The sequence below is a fragment of the Pseudonocardia sp. genome, assembly GCF_035305885.1.
Taxonomy (GTDB): Bacteria; Actinomycetota; Actinomycetes; order Mycobacteriales; family Pseudonocardiaceae; genus Pseudonocardia.
The window spans coordinates 1-17,595 of record NZ_DATGOP010000078.1; the positions used below are offsets into that span (position 1 = coordinate 1).

The window sequence follows — 17,595 nt, forward strand, 5'->3', positions numbered from 1 at the left end:
GAAGGCGGCCACGGCGTAGCCGTCCCCACCCGTGACAGGCGGCGCTGCGGCCCCCGCGCGGCACGAGGCCGCGCACCCGCCCCGCGCCGTCGGATCGGCCGGGGCGGGTCGGCGTTCTGCAGACGACCCACGCCCGGGGTGTCCCCGGTTCGGTGCTGCCCCGCCCCGTGTGGGACCGTCGTCGCCGGAAGGGCGTGTGGGCGATGGCGGAGACCGCGGTCTGCCGGGACTGCGACGGGCAGGGCGAGGGCGAGGTCCCCCGCGGTGCCGTCGTCGACGGACGGAGCCGGACCGTGCTCGGCCCCGGCAGGTGCCCGTCGTGCCGTGGTGAGGGGCGCGTGCGCCCCAAGGGACCGGCCGGGGATACCGGCGGCGACTGACGCGATGTGAGGCGGCCCCCGGGATGCCGGGAGCCGGTCGACGATCCCGATGCCCGCTCCGAACGCGGTGGAAGGGGGTGGGCCAGGTGCCTGACGTGTGGTCGATGGTCAGCAACCTGGACACGGCGACCCAGGAACGGCTCGCCGACGTGCTGGAGACCCGGGGCGCCGACGCCCAGCAGCAACGGATGCGCGACGCGCTCCTGACCGACATCGGGTTCCCGGCCCGTGCGCGGGTGCTGGACGTGGGCTGCGGAACGGGGGTGCTGACCCGTCGGCTGGCCCGCTGGCCGAACGTGGACTCCGTGGTCGGGGTCGACCTCGCGCCGTCCCTGTTGGGCCGGGCACGGACCCTGTGCGCCGCGCTGCCGAACGTGGCGTTCGAGGAAGGGGACGCGACCGCGCTGCCGTTCCCGGACGCGTCCTTCGAGGTCGTGGTCCTCGACTCGACCCTCAGCCACGTGCCGGACGCCGAGAGCGCCGTGGCCGAGGCCGCCCGGGTGCTGCGCCCGGACGGCACGCTCGCGGTGTTCGACGGCAACTACTCGACGACCACGGTCGCGCTGGGCGAACACGACCCGCTGCAGACGTGCGTCGACGCGATGGTGACCGGCTCGGTCACCGACGGTTGGCTCATGCGCCGCCTCCCGCGGATCGTGCGTGACCAGGGGCTCGACATCACCCGCTACGCCGGTCACGGGTACGTCGAGACCAGCGGGGCGGAGTACCTCCTCACCGTGATCGACCGGGGTGCGGACATGCTGCAGGCAACGGGTCGGATCGGGCCGGAGCTCGCGGGGGCGTTGAAGGCCGAGGCTCGACGCCGGGTCGAGGGCGGCTCGTTCTTCGGGCAGATCGTGTACACGAGCCTCGTGGCCCGACGACCGGTCGCAGACCGGCAGCCCGAGGGTTGCTGAGGCCGTCGCCCAGGGCCATCCTGACGAGCCTGCCGGGCAGCCGGGCGGTTCGCGCGCCCGGCTCCCGACCGTCAGATCACCGGCAGCAACGGACACCGAGGTCCACCATGAGCGCCGACCGCAGGTTCCCCGACGGGTTCACGTGGGGGGTCGCCACGTCCGCCTACCAGGTCGAGGGAGCCTGGGACGAGGACGGCAAGGGCCCCTCGATCTGGGACACGTACGCCCACACGCCCGGCAACGTGAGGAACGACGACAACGGGGACGTCGCCAACGACCACTACCACCGCTACGTCGAGGACGTCGCCTTGATGAGGAGGCTCAACGCGAACGCGTACCGGTTCTCGATCGCCTGGCCGCGGATCTTCCCCGACGGGACCGGCAGGCCGAACCCGCTCGGCCTGGACTTCTACCACCGGCTGGTCGACGAGCTCCTCGACGCGGGCATCGAACCGTTCGCCACGCTGTACCACTGGGACCTGCCCCAGGCGCTGCAGGACACCTACGGCGGGTGGCAGGGCCGGGAAACAGCGCAGGCGTTCGCCGACTACGCCGGCTACGTCGCCGGGCAGCTCGGCGACCGCGTGAAGCACTACTTCACGATCAACGAGTTCGCCTCCTTCGTCGAAGGCGGCTACCGAGGGGTCGACGTGCCGGTCGGGGGCGGGAGGACCGTGCACCTCGGCGCCGCCCCCGGGCTCGCCCTTTCCGACGCGGAGCTCAAGCAGGTGCGCCACCACGCCGTCCTCGGCCACGGCCTCGCCGTCCAGGCGATCCGCGCCCAGGCACCGGCCGGCACGAAGGTCGGGTTCGCGGAGAACGTCCGCGTGGCCGTCCCGATCCTGGACATCCCCGAACACGTCAGGGCCGCCGAAGCCGCCACCCGCGACCGGAACGCCGGCTTCATGACCGTGCTGTTGGAGGGCCGCTACACCGACGAGTACCTCGCCTCGGCCGGCGGGCGGACTCCGAGGTTCACCGAGGACGAGCTGCAGGTCATCGCCTCGCCCTTGGACTTCGTCGGCATCAACGTCTACAAGCCCGGCTGGTACGTCGAACCGGCCGACGAGCCACCCGGCTACCACGACATCCCGATCAACGCCTCCCACCCGAAGATGCACTCGAGCTGGCACGTCTTCGACCCCGAGGTCCTCTACTGGGCCCCTCGCCAGATGCAGTCGATCTGGGCTGCCGAGTCCATCTTCATCACCGAGAACGGTTGCAGCGCCTCCGACGTCGTCGCCGACGACGGCCGCGTCCACGACTCGGACCGCGTGATGTTCCTGCGCGCCTGCCTCGGTCAACTCCAGCGGGCCACCGCCGACGGCGTTCCCGTGCACGGCTACTTCCACTGGTCCGCGCAGGACAACTTCGAGTGGATGGACGGCTTCGGTGAGCGGTTCGGGATGATCTACGTGGATTTCGACACCCTGGAGCGGACCCCCAAGCTGAGCGCCGACTGGTTCCGCGAGGCCGCACGGAGGAACGCCGTCGTCTGAGCCGACCGGCGCGGACGGCTCACGCCGCTGCGATTCACGGCCGGGACTGTCGGAAACTCGCGTCCTCATAACCGCTTTCGACGGTTCGTGTCGGCGAAGTCGATGAGGAACCGCCCGGACAGCGCGGGCATGTGCGTGCGCCGATCGACTCGCGGCCGGGGGCACGTCCCGGCCGAACGCGCGCGGCGCCGCGCCGCCGAGTCGGGTCTCGGCCGTGCGATACCGACGCGTCGTCGCGCAGCACCACGCTCGGGTCGACGCCGGTCCAGCTCGCGGGCAGCAGGCATCGGCAGGGCCTCGGCCACGCCTGCGGTGCGCACCGGCGGAGGTCGTGGTGCCAGGGTGGGGAAGCCGTCGGCTCCCTGGCGGCTCCGCGCGGGCGACGGGAAGAAGTTGATCATCGAGTGCGCGGAGTGCCCCCGGCAGGATTCGAACCTGCGACCAAGAGATTAGAAGGCTCTTGCTCTATCCAGCTGAGCTACGAGGGCGCATGCGGTTATCGGAAACCGCCTCTTCAGCTTAGCGGCTCGCCCGCCGCGGCTTGTCCCCGGGCGATCACCACTGGACCGTATCCCCGGCGGCGGAACTCCGGGCTGGCCTCACGCGTCGAGCCGGTGAACAGTTGGCCCATGGCTGCGACGAGCCCCGGTTATTCGATCACCGTCCGCGCGCACGTGAAGAAGGGTGCCGGTGGTGCGGCCGACATCGCGGCGGCCGTCTCGGCGGCAGGCGGGTCGTTGACCGCGCTGGACGTCGGCGGTTCGACGGCCGGCGAGCTGGTGGTCGACGTGAGCTGCGACGCGATCGACACCGCGCACGCCGACCGGATCTGCGAGGCGATCTCCGCGCTGCCCGGGGTCGCGATCCACAAGGTGAGTGACCGGACGTTCCTGCTCCACCTCGGCGGCAAGATCGAGGTCACGCCGAAGGTGCCGCTCAAGCACCGCGACGACCTCTCGCGCGCCTACACGCCCGGCGTCGCCCGGGTCTGCCGGGCCATCGCCGACAACCCCGACGACGTGCGCAGGCTGACCATCAAGCGCAACACGGTCGCCGTGGTCACCGACGGGTCGGCGGTGCTCGGCCTCGGCAACATCGGCCCGGCCGCGGCGCTGCCGGTGATGGAGGGCAAGGCGGCGCTGTTCAAGCAGTTCGCGGGCGTCGACGCGTGGCCGGTGTGCATCGAGAGCCAGGACGTCGACACGATCGTCGAGATCGTGCGGAACCTGGCGACGGTCTACGGCGGGATCAACCTGGAGGACATCGCGGCGCCGCGGTGCTTCGAGGTCGAGCGCAGGCTGCGGGAGCTGCTCGACATCCCGGTGTTCCACGACGACCAGCACGGCACCGCCATCGTCGTCCTCGCCGCCCTCACCAACGCGCTGCGGATCGTCGGCAAGTCCTTGCAGCAGGTACGCGTGGTGCTGAGCGGGGTCGGCGCGGCCGGGCACGCGATCGTGCGGCTGCTGCGCAGCCAGGGGTTCGAGGACATCGTGGCGTGCGGGCGGCGCGGCGTGCTGCGGCCCGAGGACGCGGGCGCGGACGAGTTCCGCCGCTGGATCGTCGAGCACACCAACCCGCGGGGTGTGCGGGGCACCCTCGCCGACGCGCTGCGCGGCGCCGACGTCTTCATCGGGGTGTCGGCCCCCGACCTGTTGACCGGCGAGGACATCGCGACGATGGCCGCCGACGCGATCGTGTTCGCGCTGGCCAACCCGGTCCCCGAGGTGGATCCGTTCGCCGCGGCCCGGCACGCCGCGGTCGTGGCGACGGGCCGGTCGGACTTCCCGAACCAGATCAACAACGTGCTCGCGTTCCCCGGCTTCTTCCGCGGGCTGCTCGATTCGGGCGCGCGGGAGGTCACCGACGGGGCGATGCTCGCCGCGGCGAGGGCGATCGCCGACTGCGTCGCCCCCGACCAGCTCGCGGCCGACTTCATCGTCCCGTCGGTCTTCGACGCCCAGGTCGCGCCCGCCGTGGCGGAGGCGGTGGTGAGGGCGAGCACCCCACGGGAGTGATCACGACGCGGCGCGGATCTGCTCCAGGTAGTTGTAGGCGGTCACCCGGGAGATGTTCAGCCGCCGCGCCACCCGGTCCACCGCGCGCTTGACGAAGAACGCGCCGCGCTCGTCGAGGAACCGCACCACGGCGATGCGGTCGTCGCGGTCCATGAGCGCGACGGTCTTGCCGGTCTGCGCGATCGCGGCGTCGATGAGCCGGTCGAGCACCTCGCTGATGTCGGAGGCGAAGACCTCCTCGTCGCGGGCGGGGGTGTCCTCGACGGTCGGGCGCAGCGCCGCGTCGAGCGCCGCGCGCGCCGCCTGCAGCGGGGTGAGGTCGACGTTGATGCAGAGCGCGGCGATCACGCGCCCGTCGTCGTCGCGGAAGTAGACCGAGGACGAGCGCAGCTCGCGGCCGTCGGCGGTGCGGCCCTTGTAGCCGAACTCGTTGTGGTCCTCGGCCTCGCGGCGCAGCAGCTCGAGGCCGCGGTTGGTGGACGGCCCGCCCACCGCGCGCCCGGTGACGTGCCCGTTCTCGATCGCGACGATCGTGCGCTCCACGTCGCGGTTCGACAGGTCGTGCAGCACGACCTCGCAGTGCGGGCCGACGGCTGCCGCGACCGCCTTCATGATCGGCTCCAGCGTCGCCAGCAGCTCGCGCGGTGAGTTCATCGAGAAATTTTGTTCACCACCTTGACTTGCTGTCAAACGGCCTCCCACACTGCTCCGGATGGCCCACACCGAGACCGGGTCCGTGCACCACGGCACCCTGCGCCGCGTCGGCTTCTCGAGCTTCATCGGCGCGATGATCGAGTGGTACGACTTCTTCCTGTACGGCCAGGCCGCGGCGCTGGTGTTCGGCCAGGCCTTCTTCCCGTCCGAGGACCCGCTGGTCGGCACGCTGGCCGCCTTCGCGACGTTCGCCGTCGGGTTCGGCGCGCGCCCGATCGGCGGCGTGATCTTCGGGCACCTCGGCGACCGGGTCGGTCGGAAGGCGGCCCTCGTCGCCACCCTCTTCCTGATGGGCACGGCCACGTTCCTGATCGGCCTGCTGCCCACCTACGCGGCCATCGGGGTGTGGGCCCCGATGCTGCTCGTCGTGCTGCGGCTGCTGCAGGGCGTCGCCGCGGGCGGCGAGTGGGGCGGCGCCGTGCTGATGCTCACCGAGCACGCGCCGCCGCGCAGGCGCGGCTTCTACGGGGCGTGGCCGCAGATGGCCTCCTCGGCGGCGCTGATCCTCGCCACCGGGCTGATGTACGGGATGAGCGAGGCGCTGGGGGACGAGCAGTTCCACGCGTGGGGGTGGCGGGTGCCCTTCCTCGTGTCGTTCCTGCTCATCTTCGTGGGGATCTTCATCCGGCTGCGCATCCCGGAGTCACCGGAGTTCGAGCGGGTCAAGGCGTCCGACGAGATCGCGAAGCGGCCAGTGGTCGACGCGGTGCGCACCGAGTGGCGCTCGATCCTGCTGGTGATCGGGATGCGGGTGGCCGAGAACGTCTGCGGCTACCTCGTGTCGGTCTTCGCGCTCTCCTACGCCACGAACAACCTCGGCCTCGCCGCGAGCCTCGGCCTGCTCGCCAACATGCTCGCGGCCGCCGTGCAGTTCATCGTGACGCCGCTGTACGGCGCCCTGTCCGACCGCATCGGCCGCAAGCCGGTCTACCTGCTCGGCGCCGGGTTGCACGTCGCGATCGCCTTCCCGTTCTTCGCGCTCGTGGAGACGAAGAACGTGCCGCTGATCCTGCTCGCGTGGGTGCTGGGCTATGCGATCGCCAACGGTGCGCTGTTCGCCACGCAGCCGGCCCTGTTCTCCGAGCTCTTCGGCACGAAGGTGCGCTACTCCGGCATATCCATCGGCTACCAGTTCTCCGCCGTCGTCGCGGGCGGGCTGGCGCCGTTCGTCGCCACCGGGCTGGTCGCGTGGGCCGGCGGGGCGACGTGGCCGGTCTCGCTCTACTGGATGGCGGTCGGCCTGATCACGTTCGCCACCACGCTGGCGTGCCGCGAGACGGCACCCGGGAGGATCGTCACCCGATGAGCATCCCCGGAGTCGAGCGCAGCGCCGCCGAACCCCTCGGCCCGCATCTGCGCAACCTGCCCGACCACGACGGCACCGTCGGCGACGTCGGCGGCATCGGCTGGCACGTCACCGACCTGCTGCTGCCGACGCTGACGCTGCGCCGCTCCGCGCTGGACCACAACCTGGCGCTGTTCGCCCGCTGGTGCACCGAGGTCGGCGTCGACCACGCGCCCCACGGCAAGACGACGATGAGCCCGCAGCTCGTCGCCGAGCAGCTCGATGCGGGCGCATGGGCCATCACCGCTGCCACCGTGGCGCAGGCGCGGCTCATGCACCGCTGGGGCGTGCCCCGGGTCCTGCTCGCCAACGAGGTCGTCGACCCGGTCGGCCTGCGCTGGCTCGCCGCCGCCGATCCGGGCTTCGAGGTCTACGTCCTCGCCGACGGGGCCGCGGGCGTCGACCGCATGTCCGCGGCGTTCGCGGACGCCGGGCGGACCCTGCCCGTGCTCGTCGAGCTCGGCGTCCCCGGCGGCCGGGCGGGCGCCCGCACCCGCGAGGAGGCGCTCGCCGTCGCCCGGCGCGTCGCCGAGGCGCCCGGCCTCGAGCTGGCCGGCGTGGAGTGCTTCGAGGGCGTCTACCCGCAGGACCGCGCGGAACGGTCGCTGGCGCAGGTCGACCGGTTCGCCGCCGACCTCGCCGCCCTGCTCGTCGACGTCGACCGGCTGGCCGGGGACCGCGCCGAGCTCGTGCTCACCGCGGGCGGGTCGGCCTACCCCGACCGCGTCGTCGCCGCGTGGCAGGACCTGCCGCCGCTCTCGCGGTCGGTGCGCAAGGTGGTCCGTTCCGGCGGCTACCTCACCCACGACCACGGCCTCCTGGCCCGCGCCGCCCCGTTCGACCTGCGGCCGGCGATGGAGCTGTGGGCGTACGTGCTCTCCACCCCCGAGCCGGGGCTTGCGATCTGCGGGTTCGGCAAGCGCGACGCCCCCTACGACGTCGACCTGCCGACCCCGCTGCGCGGCCCGCGCGGCCCGCTCGACGGCTGCACCGTCGACAAGCTCAACGACCAGCACGCCTTCGTCCGGCACGCAGGCGAGCTCGCCGTGGGCGACGTCGTCGCCTTCGGCCTGTCCCACCCGTGCACCGCCTTCGAGAAGTGGCCGCTGGTGCCCGTCCTCGACGACGCCGACACCGTGGTCGGCGCGGTGCGCACCTACTTCTGACCGCTCCGTCACCCGAACCCCGAAATCGGAGGATCCATGGCCAAGCGCGCTGTCAGCACCCCGGAGGCGGCCCCGCCCGGTGGGCCGTACTCGCAGGCGGTCGTCGCCGGGGACCACGTCTACCTCGCCGGGGCGGTCCCGACCCGGCCGGACGGCACGCCGGTCCGCGGCTCGTTCGAGGAGCAGGCCCGCCAGGCCTTCACCAACCTGCAGAAGGCGGCCGAGGCGGCGGGCGCGTCGCTGTCCGACGCCGTGCGCGTCGGCGTCTACCTGCGCGACTTCGACGACTTCGCGGCGATGAACGAGATCTTCGCCGAGTTCTTCGGCCCCGAGAACGCGCCGGTCCGGACCACCATCCCGGTGGCCCTCGCCGGGTTCGACATCGAGGTGGACGCGATCCTCTACACCGGCGACTGACCGATCGGTTAGACAACTTACCGAGCGGTCAGCTAGTGTCGGGTGCGTGATCCGCGCCCGGGGGTTGACCAAGCGCTACGGCGCCGTGCTCGCCGTCGACGACCTGTCGTTCGACGTCGGGCCCGGCGCCGTCACCGGTTTCCTCGGCGCCAACGGCGCGGGCAAGTCCACGACCATGCGGATGACGCTCGGCCTCGACGCACCGACGGCCGGGTCGGTCACCGTCGCCGGCCGCGCCTACCGCGACCTGCCCTCGCCCGTGCGGGAGGTCGGGGCGCTGCTCGACCCGCGGTGCATGCACCCGGGGCGCAGCGCGCGGGCGCACCTGCGGTGGATGGCCGACGCCGCCGGCATCCGGCGGTCGCGCGTCGAGGAGGTGCTCGAGCTCGTCGGGGTGGCGCACGTCGCCGACCGGCGGGTCGGCACGTTCTCGCTCGGCATGCGCCAGCGGGTCGGCATCGCCGGTGCGCTGCTCGGGGACCCGGGCGTCCTGCTGCTCGACGAACCGCTGAACGGGCTCGACCCCGAGGGCATCCGGTGGCTGCGCACGCTCCTGCGCGACCTCGCCCACGAGGGGCGCACCGTGTTCGTGTCGAGCCATCTCCTGCACGAGATGGAGCAGGTCGCCCAGCGCGTCGTCGTGATCGCCCGCGGCAGGCTGGTCGACGAGTTCGAGGTCGGGCGGGCGGCAGCGGTGCGGGTGCGCCCGGCCGACGCCGGGCTCGTCGCGGCCCTGCGCGCCGCGGGTGCGGAGGTCACAGCGGTCGAGGGCGGGCTGGAGGTCCGCGGCGTGCCGGCGCACCAGGTCGGCGAGCTCGCGCTCGAACACCGGGTCGCCCTGCACGAGCTCGTGGAGCGGCGGGACGGGCTCGAGGAGGCGTACCTGGCGCTCACCCGGGCAGGTGCGCCGTGATCCGGGCCGAGTGGACGAAGTTCGCCACGGTGCGGTCGCTGCCGGGGCTCGCCGCCGCGGCGGTGACGGCCGCGCCGCTGGTGGCGTTGCTGCTCGTCGTGAGCCTCCCGGTCACGCAGGGGCGTGCGGTCACGGACGTCCCGCCCGCCGAGGTGCTCGGTGCGGCCCTGCTCGGCGTCGACGCCGCCGCGATCGTCGCGATGGTGCTGGGGGCGTCGGTCGGGGGCTCGGAGTACGCCACCGGCCTGGCCCAGCCGACGTTCCTGGTGACGCCCCGCCGCGGCCGCGTGGTGCTGGCGAAGGCGGTGGTCACGGCCTCGGTCGCGGCGGCCGTCGGCGTCGCGGCGGCGGTGCTGTGCCCGCTCGTCGCGCAGCTGGTGCTGCTCGGGGCCGGGGCGCCACCCGCGCCGGTGGACGGGCCGTTGCTGCAGCTCGCGGCGGGCTCGGCCCTCGGCCCGGTGTGCTACGCCCTCCTCGCGCTCGCGGCCGCGCTCGTCCTGCGCAGCACGGGCGGCGGGGTGGTCGTGGCGCTCGCCGTGCTCGCGCTGCCGACGGTCACCTCGTGGATCCCCGGGCTCGCCGCCCTCGCGCCGGTGTGGCCGGGTGCTGCGCTGCACGGGGTCTCCGGGGTCGGCGAGCACCTGGGCCCGGCGGCGGGCCTGCTGTCGCTCGTCGCGTGGGTCGCGGTCGGCACCGCGGTGGCGGTGTGGCGGGTGGGGGCGCGCGATGTCTGAGCCCCGCAGGCGCACGTTCACCGAGGAGGCCCGCCGCCGCCAGATCGTCGAGCGCACCATCGAGCTGGTCGCCGAGCGCGGCGCCGCCGCCGCGTCGCTGTCGGCCATCGCCGCGCGGGCGGGGATCTCGAAGGCCGCCGTCCTCTACCACTTCGCGTCCAAGGACGCCGTGCTCGACGCCACGATGCGGCACGTGCTCGACGCCTACGTCGCCGCGGTCGGGGCCCGGATCGACGCCGCCGACGGTCCGGAGGGAATGCTGGTCGCGTACCTGCGTGCCACGATCGAACACATGCGCGATCACCCGGCGCACGTGCGCGTGCTGGTGGAAGGCCTCACGCGCACGCCCGAGCTCGCGGGCGACCCGAGCCGCCGCCAGGCGGTCGCGGGCATCCTCGAGCAGGGCCAGCGGTCCGGGGTCTTCCGCCCGTTCGACGCCCGCGTGCTGGCGTTGACCATCAACGGCGCGCTCGACGCCGTGATCGGGGAGTGGATCACCGCGCCCGATCTCGACCTCGACCGCGCCGCCACCGAACTCGAGACCGCCGTGCTGGCGGCGGTGAAGGAACCCACCGCATGACCCTCACCGAGGACCTCGTCCTGCTGCTGCTCGACCCGGCCCGCGGCCGGGCGGTCGTCGACGGCACCTCCCTCGACCGGGCGATCGGCGGTGCACTGCTGCTCGACCTGGCCGCCGGGGGACGGATCACGGCCGACGGCGACGGGGCGAAGGCGCGGCTCTCCGTCGCCGTCCCCACCCCCACCGGCGACCCGCTGCTCGACGCCGCGCTCGGCCGACTCACCAAGCCGATGAAGGCGCAGAAGGCGGTCGAGCGGCTCGCGCGCGGGACGCGCGCGCAGGTGCTGGAGCGCCTCGCCGAGCGCGGCCTGGTACGCCGGGAGTCCTCCCGGATCCTCGGCCTCATCCCGGTCACGACCTGGGTGCCGGGGGAGGGGGCGCGCGAGCTGCGGGGGCGGGTGACCGCCGTCCTGCGCGACGGCGCCCGCCCCGACCAGCACCTGGCCCTGCTGATCTCGCTCGTCCACGCGGTGAAGGCCGAGCACAAGGTCGTCGACGGCAACAAGCGGGAGCTGCGTGCCAGGGCGGCGCAGGTCGCCGAGGGCGAATGGGCGGGCCACGCCGTGCGCAAGGCGGTGGAGGCCGTGCAGGCGAGCGTCATGGCGGCGGTCGTCGCGTCGACCGTCGCAGCGAGCGCCTCGAGCGCCTCGGGAGGTTAGGCGCCCGGCGGATCTTCCTCAGTCCGGTCGCAGCCAGCCTTCCGCCAGCCCCTCCCCGGCCAGCCGCAGCAGCGCGTCGGCGCGGTCGGCGGCGGCCCGTGCGGCGTCGGCGGCGTCGAGCAGGGCGCGGAACGCCGCGCCGAGCGCCCGCTGCTCCGCGATCGGCAGCAGCGGGACGCGCACCCGGTGGCCGTAGCGGCTCGACGTGCCTCCCGGGGCGGGGGTGGAGCGCAGGATGCCGGCCAGGAACTCGGGGTCGAGCTGGTCGGGGTCCACCCGGTAGACGGTGAGCGCCGGGCCGAGCAGCGCGGGCCGGTCCGCCACCCGTGCCCGCCCCGTCGGCGCGCCGACCACGTCGCCCGCTCGCACACGGATGCGGGCCGCGGCGGGCGCAGCCCGCCCCCCGGGGACGGTGCCCGTGGCCAGGTCGGCGGCGGTGAGCACGGCGACGGCCCCGTCCCCCGGCTCGGGTGCGGGCATGTCGCGCGGCGCGTGCCGAACGGTCAGCACGCCGCGGCGGGCCAGCTCGGCGACCGTGACCGACGGCCGGTCGCGCACGTTCTCCACCATCCGCAGCGCGGGCAGCTCCGCGGGTCCGGCCGCGAGGAGCTCGGCCACCCGGCGGCCCGCGTCGGCCGAGGCGCGGCGGCGCAGGTGTTGCTCCGGGCTGAGGTCGACCTCGTCGTCGAGCAGCCCCACGACCGGGACGGCCCGCGCTCGCTCGTCCAACGGACGCCCCGAGGTGAACGCCTCCCACATCTCGGCCACCGCGTCGGCGCTCCCGCGGCCCACCAGGATCCGGGCCGGGACCTGCTCGCCGGGCCGCGGCCTGCGCAGCACCCACAGGTCCACCGGGCGCGGCTCGTCGTCGACGGTGAGCACCGCCCGCAGCGCGCCCGCCCGCAGGAGGTTCGCGCGGATCCGCCGTCCCGGCCGCCGGGACGCGACGGCGGTGGGCAGCCGAAGCACGACCAGTCCTCCCGGCCGCACGCGCGCCAGGCCGTGCTGCGCCAACGCGAGCTCCGGTTCCGTGCGCGGGGGGAGGCCGTGGGCGAAGCGGGCATCACCGGCCGCCGCGTCGTTCGCCCAGGTGCGTTCCAGCACCGGTGCGGAGACCACCGCGTCGAACTCCTCGCCCGCGAACGCGTCGTGGCGCAGCGCGTCGGCGACCGCGACGGGCGCCGCGCCCGCCCCGGCGAGCAGCAGCCGCGCGCCCGCGACGCACGCGGTGGCGGGGTCGGCCTCCTGCCCGCGCGCCCCGCCCGCGGCGGTGACGAGCAGGAGCGCCCCGATGCCGCACGCCGGGTCGAGGACGCTGCCGCCGTCGGGCACCGCGATCCGCGCCATGGCCGACGCGAGCGCGTCCGGCACTTCGCCCGCGGGCCTGCGGTACCGGCCGCAGAGGTCCTCGTACGCCGCGGCGGCCCCGCGGTGGGCGGCCACGTCGTCGAGCAGCGCAGCGAGCTCGGGGTCGTCCAGCGGGGGAGCCTCGCACGGCAGCAGCGGCACGAGCTGGGGGGCGTGCCGGCCGAGCAGGTACGCGCCGGCCGAGGCGAGCCGCTCGGCCAGGTGGAAGTCGGCTCCGTCGGCGAGCAGGCGCTGCCACGCCCGGTCCGTCGCCGAGAGCCGGTAGCGCTTGCCGTTGCGCCGCAGCCAGGCCTCGACCTCGGAGAGGGCGAACCGCGGGTTGGACGCGGTGCCCGACACGGGCGCCGGGAAGTCGTCGTGGCGGCGCCGCCAGTTGCTGACCGCGGCCCGTCCCACGCGGCCGAGGCGCGCGATGTCGCCCGTGCTCACGGTCGGGTCGACGGCCATGGGTTATGAAACTAGTTCACGCGGACCTGCGTTGTGAAGGCAATTCACAGCATGAGAGGGTGGCGCCATGCGACCGACGCTGCGCTCCGCGGTCGGCTCCGACGTGGGTCGACGACGGGAGAACAACCAGGACTCGGCCGTCACGAGCCCTCGTATTCTGGCCGTGGCGGACGGGATGGGCGGGCACGCCCACGGTGAGGTCGCGAGCGCGGTCGCGATCGCGGCGATGCTCGACCTGGACGCGCGGCTGCGTGGCGTCGACCTCGCCGGCGTCGACCTGCTCGCCGCCCTGCGCGAGACGATCGAGGACGCGGCGATCCGGCTCACCGACCTCGCCCGGCAGAACCCGGACCTGCGGGGGACCGGCACCACCGTCGTCGCGTTGCTGGTCGACGGCACCCGGATCGGGGCCCTGCACCTCGGCGACTCGCGGGCCTACCGGCTGCGTGACGGCGAGCTGCAGCGCCTCACCCACGACCACACCCTCGTCCAGTCCCTCGTCGACGAGGGACGCATCACCGAAGCGGAGGCGGCGTCCCACCCCAGGCGGTCCTGGCTGGTCAAGACGCTGCAGGACAGCAGCATCCCCGAGCCGGACCTGTTCTGGCTCGAGGGGGTGCCCGGCGACCGTTACCTGATCTGCTCCGACGGCGTCACCGCCGTGCTCGACGACGAGAAGCTGCGCGAGGTGCTGGCCGGGTTCGCCGACCCGGAGGCGGCCGTGGGCGAGCTCATCGCGAGGTCGAACGCGGGCGGCGGCCCGGACAACATCACCTGCATCGTCGCCGACCTCGTGGAGGGCGCCGAGCCCGCCGACGACGAGCCGGTCGTCGTCGGCGCGGCCGCCACCCTCCACCCCTGACCCCGGGCGGGTCGCGCCCTGGGTGTCGGCGGGTCGCGGTGTGGTCCTCGGCGAGTCGCGCTCTCGGTGCGGGCGAGTCGGGGTCCGGTCCTCGGCGAGTCGCGGTCTGGGTGTGGGCGAGTCGCGGCCGGAACGCGCATCCGCCCAGGAGGCCCGGCCCGGTCAGCGACGCGCCACCAGCCTGCGCAGCGGGACCGGGAGCACCCGCCCCGCCCCGGCCCGCCGGACGAGCGCGTTCGCCACCCTCTCCCGCACGTCCGACGGCAGGTCGGGCGGCCACAACCCCGCGCGGGGGAGGTCGGTCATCAGCGCACGCGCCGCGGCCTCGTCCGGCAGCGGGAGCGTGAACGCGCCGCGGTCGTCGCCGAGCACGGCGAAGTCGGCCGCGGCGAGCAGCCAGCCCGTGCGGTCGAGCGCGGAGCGGTTGGTCCAGCTGCGGTGCACCGCCGCGGTCCGCAGCTCCAGCGACGAGCGCGGGCTCGCCGACGGAACCACGACGACCAGCGTGCCCGTCGGCCGCAGCACCCGCCGCAGCTCGGCGAACAGCCCGTCCAGGTTGGACAGGCGGGGCAGGGCGAGCATCACGACGGCGCCGTCGACGGCGTTGTCGCGCAGCGGCAGCGCGTCCGGCAACCCCGCGACGACCCGGCCCGCGTTCGGAGCGGGCGAGGGGTCGACGCCGATCCAGCGGCCGGCGAACTCGCCGGCCAGCGGCCCCGAGCCGCAGCAGACGTCCACCACCAGGCTCGCGTTCGCGAGCGGGCTCGCCGTCCAGGCCAGCGGCCCGGTCCCGTTGCGGTCGGTGGCGGTGCGCAGCAGCCGCCCGGCGACGTCATCCGGGTCCGGTGTCTCCACGGCGCGCAGTCTCTCGCGCAGCGCCCGCGACGCGTCGCGGGCCCGCCCGGACCGGGAAGGGCGTCGCCCCGCCCCGCCCCACCCGGCCTAGCCTGGAGGCCATGGCGCACCCGCAGGCCGAACCCGTCCCACGTCAGCGGCCGAACCGGCCGGCCGTGGAGGTGGCGGGGCTCGTCGGCGTCGGCGCGATGGTCGCCGTGCTCGTCGCGGCAGGCCTCACCGCCCTCTCGGGAACCCGCGTGGCAGCGGAGCTGGGCCTGCCGGACCCGGGCACGCTGACGGTGATCGGCCTGCCGGTGATGCGGGTGGTCTCCGAGATCTGCATGGTGCTGACGATCGGTGCGGTGCTGGTCCCGGCGTTCCTCGTCGCGCCGCAGAGCTCGGGCTACCTGGACGTCGCCGGGTACCGCGCGTTGCGCGCCGCGTCCTGGACGGCGGCGGGCTGGACCGTCGCCGCCGCGCTGATGGTCCCGCTGAGCATGGCCGACGTGCTCGGGCGCCCGGTCGGCCAGCTGCTGGACCCGCTCACGGTGCTCGACATCCTGCCGCGGCTCGAAGCCGCCACCACGTGGGCCATCACCGCGCTCGTCGCGATGGTCGTCCTCATCGGCTGCCGATCGGTGCTCACGTGGGGCTGGAGCGTCGTTCTGTTCGGCATCGCGCTGTTCGGGCCGCTGCCGGTGATGTTCACCGGGCACTCGGCCACGGGCGGGGCGCACGACCTCGCCTCCGACAGCCTCGTGCTGCACGTCCTCGCGGCGTCGGTCTGGGTGGGCGGCCTCGTCGCCGTGCTGCTGCTCGCCGCGGGGCGCCATCCGGGGCGGCTCGAGGCGCTGGCCACCGCGATGCCGCGCTACTCGCGGTTGGCGCTGGTCTGCTGGCTCGTCGTCGCCGCCACGGGAGTGGTCAACGCGCTGGTGCGGATCCCGCTCGGCGCCCTCGTCGGATCGACGTACGGGACGTTGGTGCTGGCCAAGGCCATCGCGCTGGCCGGGCTCGGCGTGCTGGGGGCGCTGCACCGCCGGCTGACGGTCGGTCCCGCCGCGCGCGGCGAGCCGGCCGCGCTGCTGCGCTTCGGCGGGGTCGAGGTGCTCCTCATGCTCGCGACGATGGGCCTCGCGGTCGCGCTCGGGCGCACCGCGCCCCCGGACACCGGGACCGGACCGCCGTCGCGGGTGGAGGTCCTCATCGGCTACGACCTCGCCGGGCCGCCGACGCTCGCCCGCCTCGCCTTCGACTGGCGCTTCGACCTGATCTTCGGCACCGCCGCGATCGTGCTCGCGGTCGTCTACCTGCTGGGGGTGCGGAGGCTGCGCCACCGCGGCGACCGGTGGGCCACCGGGCGCACCGCGGCGTGGCTCGCCGGGTGCGCGGCGCTGCTCGTCGCCACCAGTTCGGGGCTCGGGCGGTACGGGCCCGCGATGTTCAGCGTGCACATGGGCCAGCACATGATCCTCGGGATGCTGGTGCCGATCCTGCTGGTGCTCGGGGGGCCGGTGACGTTGGCGCTGCGCGCGCTGCCCCCCGCCGGCCGGTCGGCACCGCCGGGACCGAGGGAGTGGCTGCTGGCGGCCGTGCACTCGCCCTACGCGCGCTTGCTGACGCACCCGCTCGTCGCGCTCGCGCTGTTCGTCGGCAGCTACTACGCGCTGTACTTCTCGGCCCTGTTCCCCGCAGCGCTGCCGCAGCACTGGGCCCACAAGCTCATGAACCTGCACTTCGTGCTGGCGGGCCTGGTCTTCTTCTGGCCGATCATCGGCATCGACCCGTCGCCGCGTCGGCTCCCGCCCGCCGCCCGGATGGGGCTGGTGTTCGCGTCCGTGCCGTTCCACGCGTTCTTCGGGGTGGCGGTGATGAGCGGCAACACCGCCCTCGGCGGCGACTTCTACCGCAGCCTCGCCCTGCCGTGGGTGCCCGACGTGCTCGCCGACCAGCGGCTCGGCGGCGGCCTCGCCTGGGCCGCGGGGGAGGTCCCCCTGCTCATCGTGGTGATCGCGTTGCTCATCCAGTGGTCGCGTCAGGACGAACGGTCGGCGCGACGCGCTGATCGACAAGCCGACATGGACGGGGACGCCGAGCTCGAGGCGTACAACGCGATGCTCCGCCGCCTGGCGACGGGAAAGCCGCCGTTCGTCGCGGACAGCGACGAAAACGCCGATGAGGCAGGTCACACGAAAGAGGTGCCGTCGGGGCCCGGCGAGCGTGGCACGCCGCCGGCGGAGGCCGACTCGGAGCCGGTTTCCGCAGGTCCACGCGACGGGGACGGCAGCGTCGGAGCGTCCGAGGGGCCTCGCGGCGGCTGACCGTTCGTCGCGCGCGGCGTGGCCCACCGGCACGGTGAGTGACATCCGGAGGCCGGTTTTGGCTGGTCAGCGCGCTACGAGGGGGGCGATTTGACGGGCCCGGAAGCCCTCGCGTAACTTTCTCTTCGTCAGCGGGACACCGGACAGAACGAAGGCCACAGAGCCCCGGTCAGCAGGGCCCGCGGACCGCCCCCCTCACAGGGACCCCTCCGGATCCGCTCGGATCGAGGGGTGTACAGTGGGGGAACAGCCCCGGAAGGACGCCTAACGGCGGACGATGGTGTGCGGGTGTCTCTTGAGAACTCAACAGTGTGTCGAGCTTGTTCATGGACTGGTTTTGTGCCAGTTTGATTTTTTGTCGAGGCCCCGTCCTCGACGTTTTGCCAGGTTTTTGTTGGAGAGTTTGATCCTGGCTCAG

General features: G+C 74.1%; 15 protein-coding genes and 1 tRNA gene. 12 read left to right on the forward strand and 4 right to left on the reverse strand.

The features are described 5' to 3' along the window. Positions 1–466 precede the first annotated feature (466 nt). Positions 467–1,297: a methyltransferase domain-containing protein gene (locus tag VKZ81_RS16265; protein WP_324242414.1), complete on the forward strand. Its 831-nt coding sequence runs from the start codon at positions 467–469 to the stop codon at positions 1,295–1,297. A 107-nt stretch (positions 1,298–1,404) separates the two neighbouring features. Continuing rightward, positions 1,405–2,796 carry a GH1 family beta-glucosidase gene (locus VKZ81_RS16270; RefSeq protein WP_324242415.1) on the forward strand — a complete coding sequence of 464 codons (1,392 nt, stop codon included), beginning with the start codon at positions 1,405–1,407 and terminating at the stop codon, positions 2,794–2,796. Between the two features lie 414 nt (positions 2,797–3,210). Here VKZ81_RS16270 and VKZ81_RS16275 read toward each other — a convergent pair. Then, positions 3,211–3,284, reverse strand: a tRNA-Arg gene (locus VKZ81_RS16275). A 141-nt stretch (positions 3,285–3,425) separates the two neighbouring features. Here VKZ81_RS16275 and VKZ81_RS16280 point away from each other — a divergent pair. Next, positions 3,426–4,814 carry an NAD-dependent malic enzyme gene (locus VKZ81_RS16280; protein WP_324242416.1) on the forward strand — a complete coding sequence of 463 codons (1,389 nt, stop codon included), beginning with the start codon at positions 3,426–3,428 and terminating at the stop codon, positions 4,812–4,814. On the opposite strand, the gene VKZ81_RS16285 is transcribed toward VKZ81_RS16280, so the two are convergent. Beyond that, positions 4,815–5,468, reverse strand: a complete 654-nt coding sequence (locus VKZ81_RS16285) for a helix-turn-helix transcriptional regulator (RefSeq protein WP_324242417.1) — start codon at positions 5,466–5,468, stop codon at positions 4,815–4,817. A 58-nt stretch (positions 5,469–5,526) separates the two neighbouring features. Between VKZ81_RS16285 and VKZ81_RS16290 the strand changes: the two genes are divergently transcribed. Genes VKZ81_RS16290 through VKZ81_RS16320 form a run of 7 tightly spaced genes read left to right on the forward strand, consistent with a single transcriptional unit; the run spans position 5,527 to position 11,342 of the window. Further along, entirely contained in the window at positions 5,527–6,834 is a 1,308-nt protein-coding gene (locus VKZ81_RS16290; protein WP_324242418.1) for an MFS transporter, read from the forward strand. Continuing rightward, positions 6,831–8,039 (forward strand): alanine racemase, encoded by a 1,209-nt coding sequence (locus tag VKZ81_RS16295; protein ID WP_324242419.1) that lies wholly within the window; start codon positions 6,831–6,833, stop codon positions 8,037–8,039. The genes VKZ81_RS16290 and VKZ81_RS16295 overlap by 4 nt, the downstream gene beginning before the upstream one ends. Positions 8,040–8,075: 36 nt before the next feature. Beyond that, a complete protein-coding gene (locus tag VKZ81_RS16300) occupies positions 8,076–8,456 on the forward strand; it encodes a RidA family protein (protein ID WP_324242420.1) in 381 nt (126 codons plus the stop codon). Between the two features lie 46 nt (positions 8,457–8,502). Continuing rightward, complete coding sequence (locus VKZ81_RS16305; protein ID WP_324242421.1) at positions 8,503–9,369, forward strand: ATP-binding cassette domain-containing protein; 867 nt, start codon at positions 8,503–8,505, stop codon at positions 9,367–9,369. Continuing rightward, positions 9,366–10,103, forward strand: coding sequence for a hypothetical protein (locus VKZ81_RS16310; protein WP_324242422.1), 738 nt, complete (start codon positions 9,366–9,368; stop codon positions 10,101–10,103). The genes VKZ81_RS16305 and VKZ81_RS16310 overlap by 4 nt, the downstream gene beginning before the upstream one ends. Further along, positions 10,096–10,683 (forward strand): TetR/AcrR family transcriptional regulator, encoded by a 588-nt coding sequence (locus VKZ81_RS16315; RefSeq protein WP_324242423.1) that lies wholly within the window; start codon positions 10,096–10,098, stop codon positions 10,681–10,683. Before VKZ81_RS16310 ends, VKZ81_RS16315 begins: the two co-directional genes overlap by 8 nt. Continuing rightward, positions 10,680–11,342 (forward strand): GOLPH3/VPS74 family protein, encoded by a 663-nt coding sequence (locus VKZ81_RS16320; RefSeq protein ID WP_324242424.1) that lies wholly within the window; start codon positions 10,680–10,682, stop codon positions 11,340–11,342. Before VKZ81_RS16315 ends, VKZ81_RS16320 begins: the two co-directional genes overlap by 4 nt. A gap of 18 nt (positions 11,343–11,360) precedes the next feature. Here VKZ81_RS16320 and VKZ81_RS16325 read toward each other — a convergent pair whose 3' ends face one another. Then, complete coding sequence (locus VKZ81_RS16325; protein WP_324242425.1) at positions 11,361–13,157, reverse strand: N-6 DNA methylase; 1,797 nt, start codon at positions 13,155–13,157, stop codon at positions 11,361–11,363. Positions 13,158–13,224: 67 nt separating this feature from the next. Between VKZ81_RS16325 and VKZ81_RS16330 the strand changes: the two genes are divergently transcribed. After that, a complete protein-coding gene (locus VKZ81_RS16330) occupies positions 13,225–14,019 on the forward strand; it encodes a PP2C family protein-serine/threonine phosphatase (protein WP_324242426.1) in 795 nt (264 codons plus the stop codon). A gap of 162 nt (positions 14,020–14,181) precedes the next feature. Here VKZ81_RS16330 and VKZ81_RS16335 read toward each other — a convergent pair whose 3' ends face one another. Next, on the reverse strand, positions 14,182–14,874 hold the full coding sequence (locus tag VKZ81_RS16335; RefSeq protein ID WP_324242427.1) for a class I SAM-dependent methyltransferase: 693 nt from the start codon (positions 14,872–14,874) through the stop codon (positions 14,182–14,184). Positions 14,875–14,975: 101 nt separating this feature from the next. On the opposite strand from VKZ81_RS16335, the gene VKZ81_RS16340 reads away from it, so the two are divergent. Further along, on the forward strand, positions 14,976–17,177 hold the full coding sequence (locus VKZ81_RS16340; RefSeq protein WP_324242428.1) for a bifunctional copper resistance protein CopD/cytochrome c oxidase assembly protein: 2,202 nt from the start codon (positions 14,976–14,978) through the stop codon (positions 17,175–17,177). Positions 17,178–17,595: the final 418 nt, after the last annotated feature.

What these genes read in the sequence shown, in the direction of transcription:
- VKZ81_RS16300 (WP_324242420.1), top strand. Translation starts at nt 8,076, where the DNA reads ATGGCCAAGCGCGCTGTCAGCACCCCGGAGGCGGCCCCGCCCGGTGGG.
- VKZ81_RS16285 (WP_324242417.1), bottom strand. Translation starts at nt 5,468, where the DNA reads ATGAACTCACCGCGCGAGCTGCTGGCGACGCTGGAGCCGATCATGAAG.
- VKZ81_RS16280 (WP_324242416.1), top strand. Translation starts at nt 3,426, where the DNA reads ATGGCTGCGACGAGCCCCGGTTATTCGATCACCGTCCGCGCGCACGTG.
- VKZ81_RS16315 (WP_324242423.1), top strand. Translation starts at nt 10,096, where the DNA reads ATGTCTGAGCCCCGCAGGCGCACGTTCACCGAGGAGGCCCGCCGCCGC.
- VKZ81_RS16295 (WP_324242419.1), top strand. Translation starts at nt 6,831, where the DNA reads ATGAGCATCCCCGGAGTCGAGCGCAGCGCCGCCGAACCCCTCGGCCCG.
- VKZ81_RS16290 (WP_324242418.1), top strand. Translation starts at nt 5,527, where the DNA reads ATGGCCCACACCGAGACCGGGTCCGTGCACCACGGCACCCTGCGCCGC.
- VKZ81_RS16330 (WP_324242426.1), top strand. Translation starts at nt 13,225, where the DNA reads ATGCGACCGACGCTGCGCTCCGCGGTCGGCTCCGACGTGGGTCGACGA.
- VKZ81_RS16325 (WP_324242425.1), bottom strand. Translation starts at nt 13,157, where the DNA reads ATGGCCGTCGACCCGACCGTGAGCACGGGCGACATCGCGCGCCTCGGC.
- VKZ81_RS16340 (WP_324242428.1), top strand. Translation starts at nt 14,976, where the DNA reads ATGGCGCACCCGCAGGCCGAACCCGTCCCACGTCAGCGGCCGAACCGG.
- VKZ81_RS16320 (WP_324242424.1), top strand. Translation starts at nt 10,680, where the DNA reads ATGACCCTCACCGAGGACCTCGTCCTGCTGCTGCTCGACCCGGCCCGC.
- VKZ81_RS16270 (WP_324242415.1), top strand. Translation starts at nt 1,405, where the DNA reads ATGAGCGCCGACCGCAGGTTCCCCGACGGGTTCACGTGGGGGGTCGCC.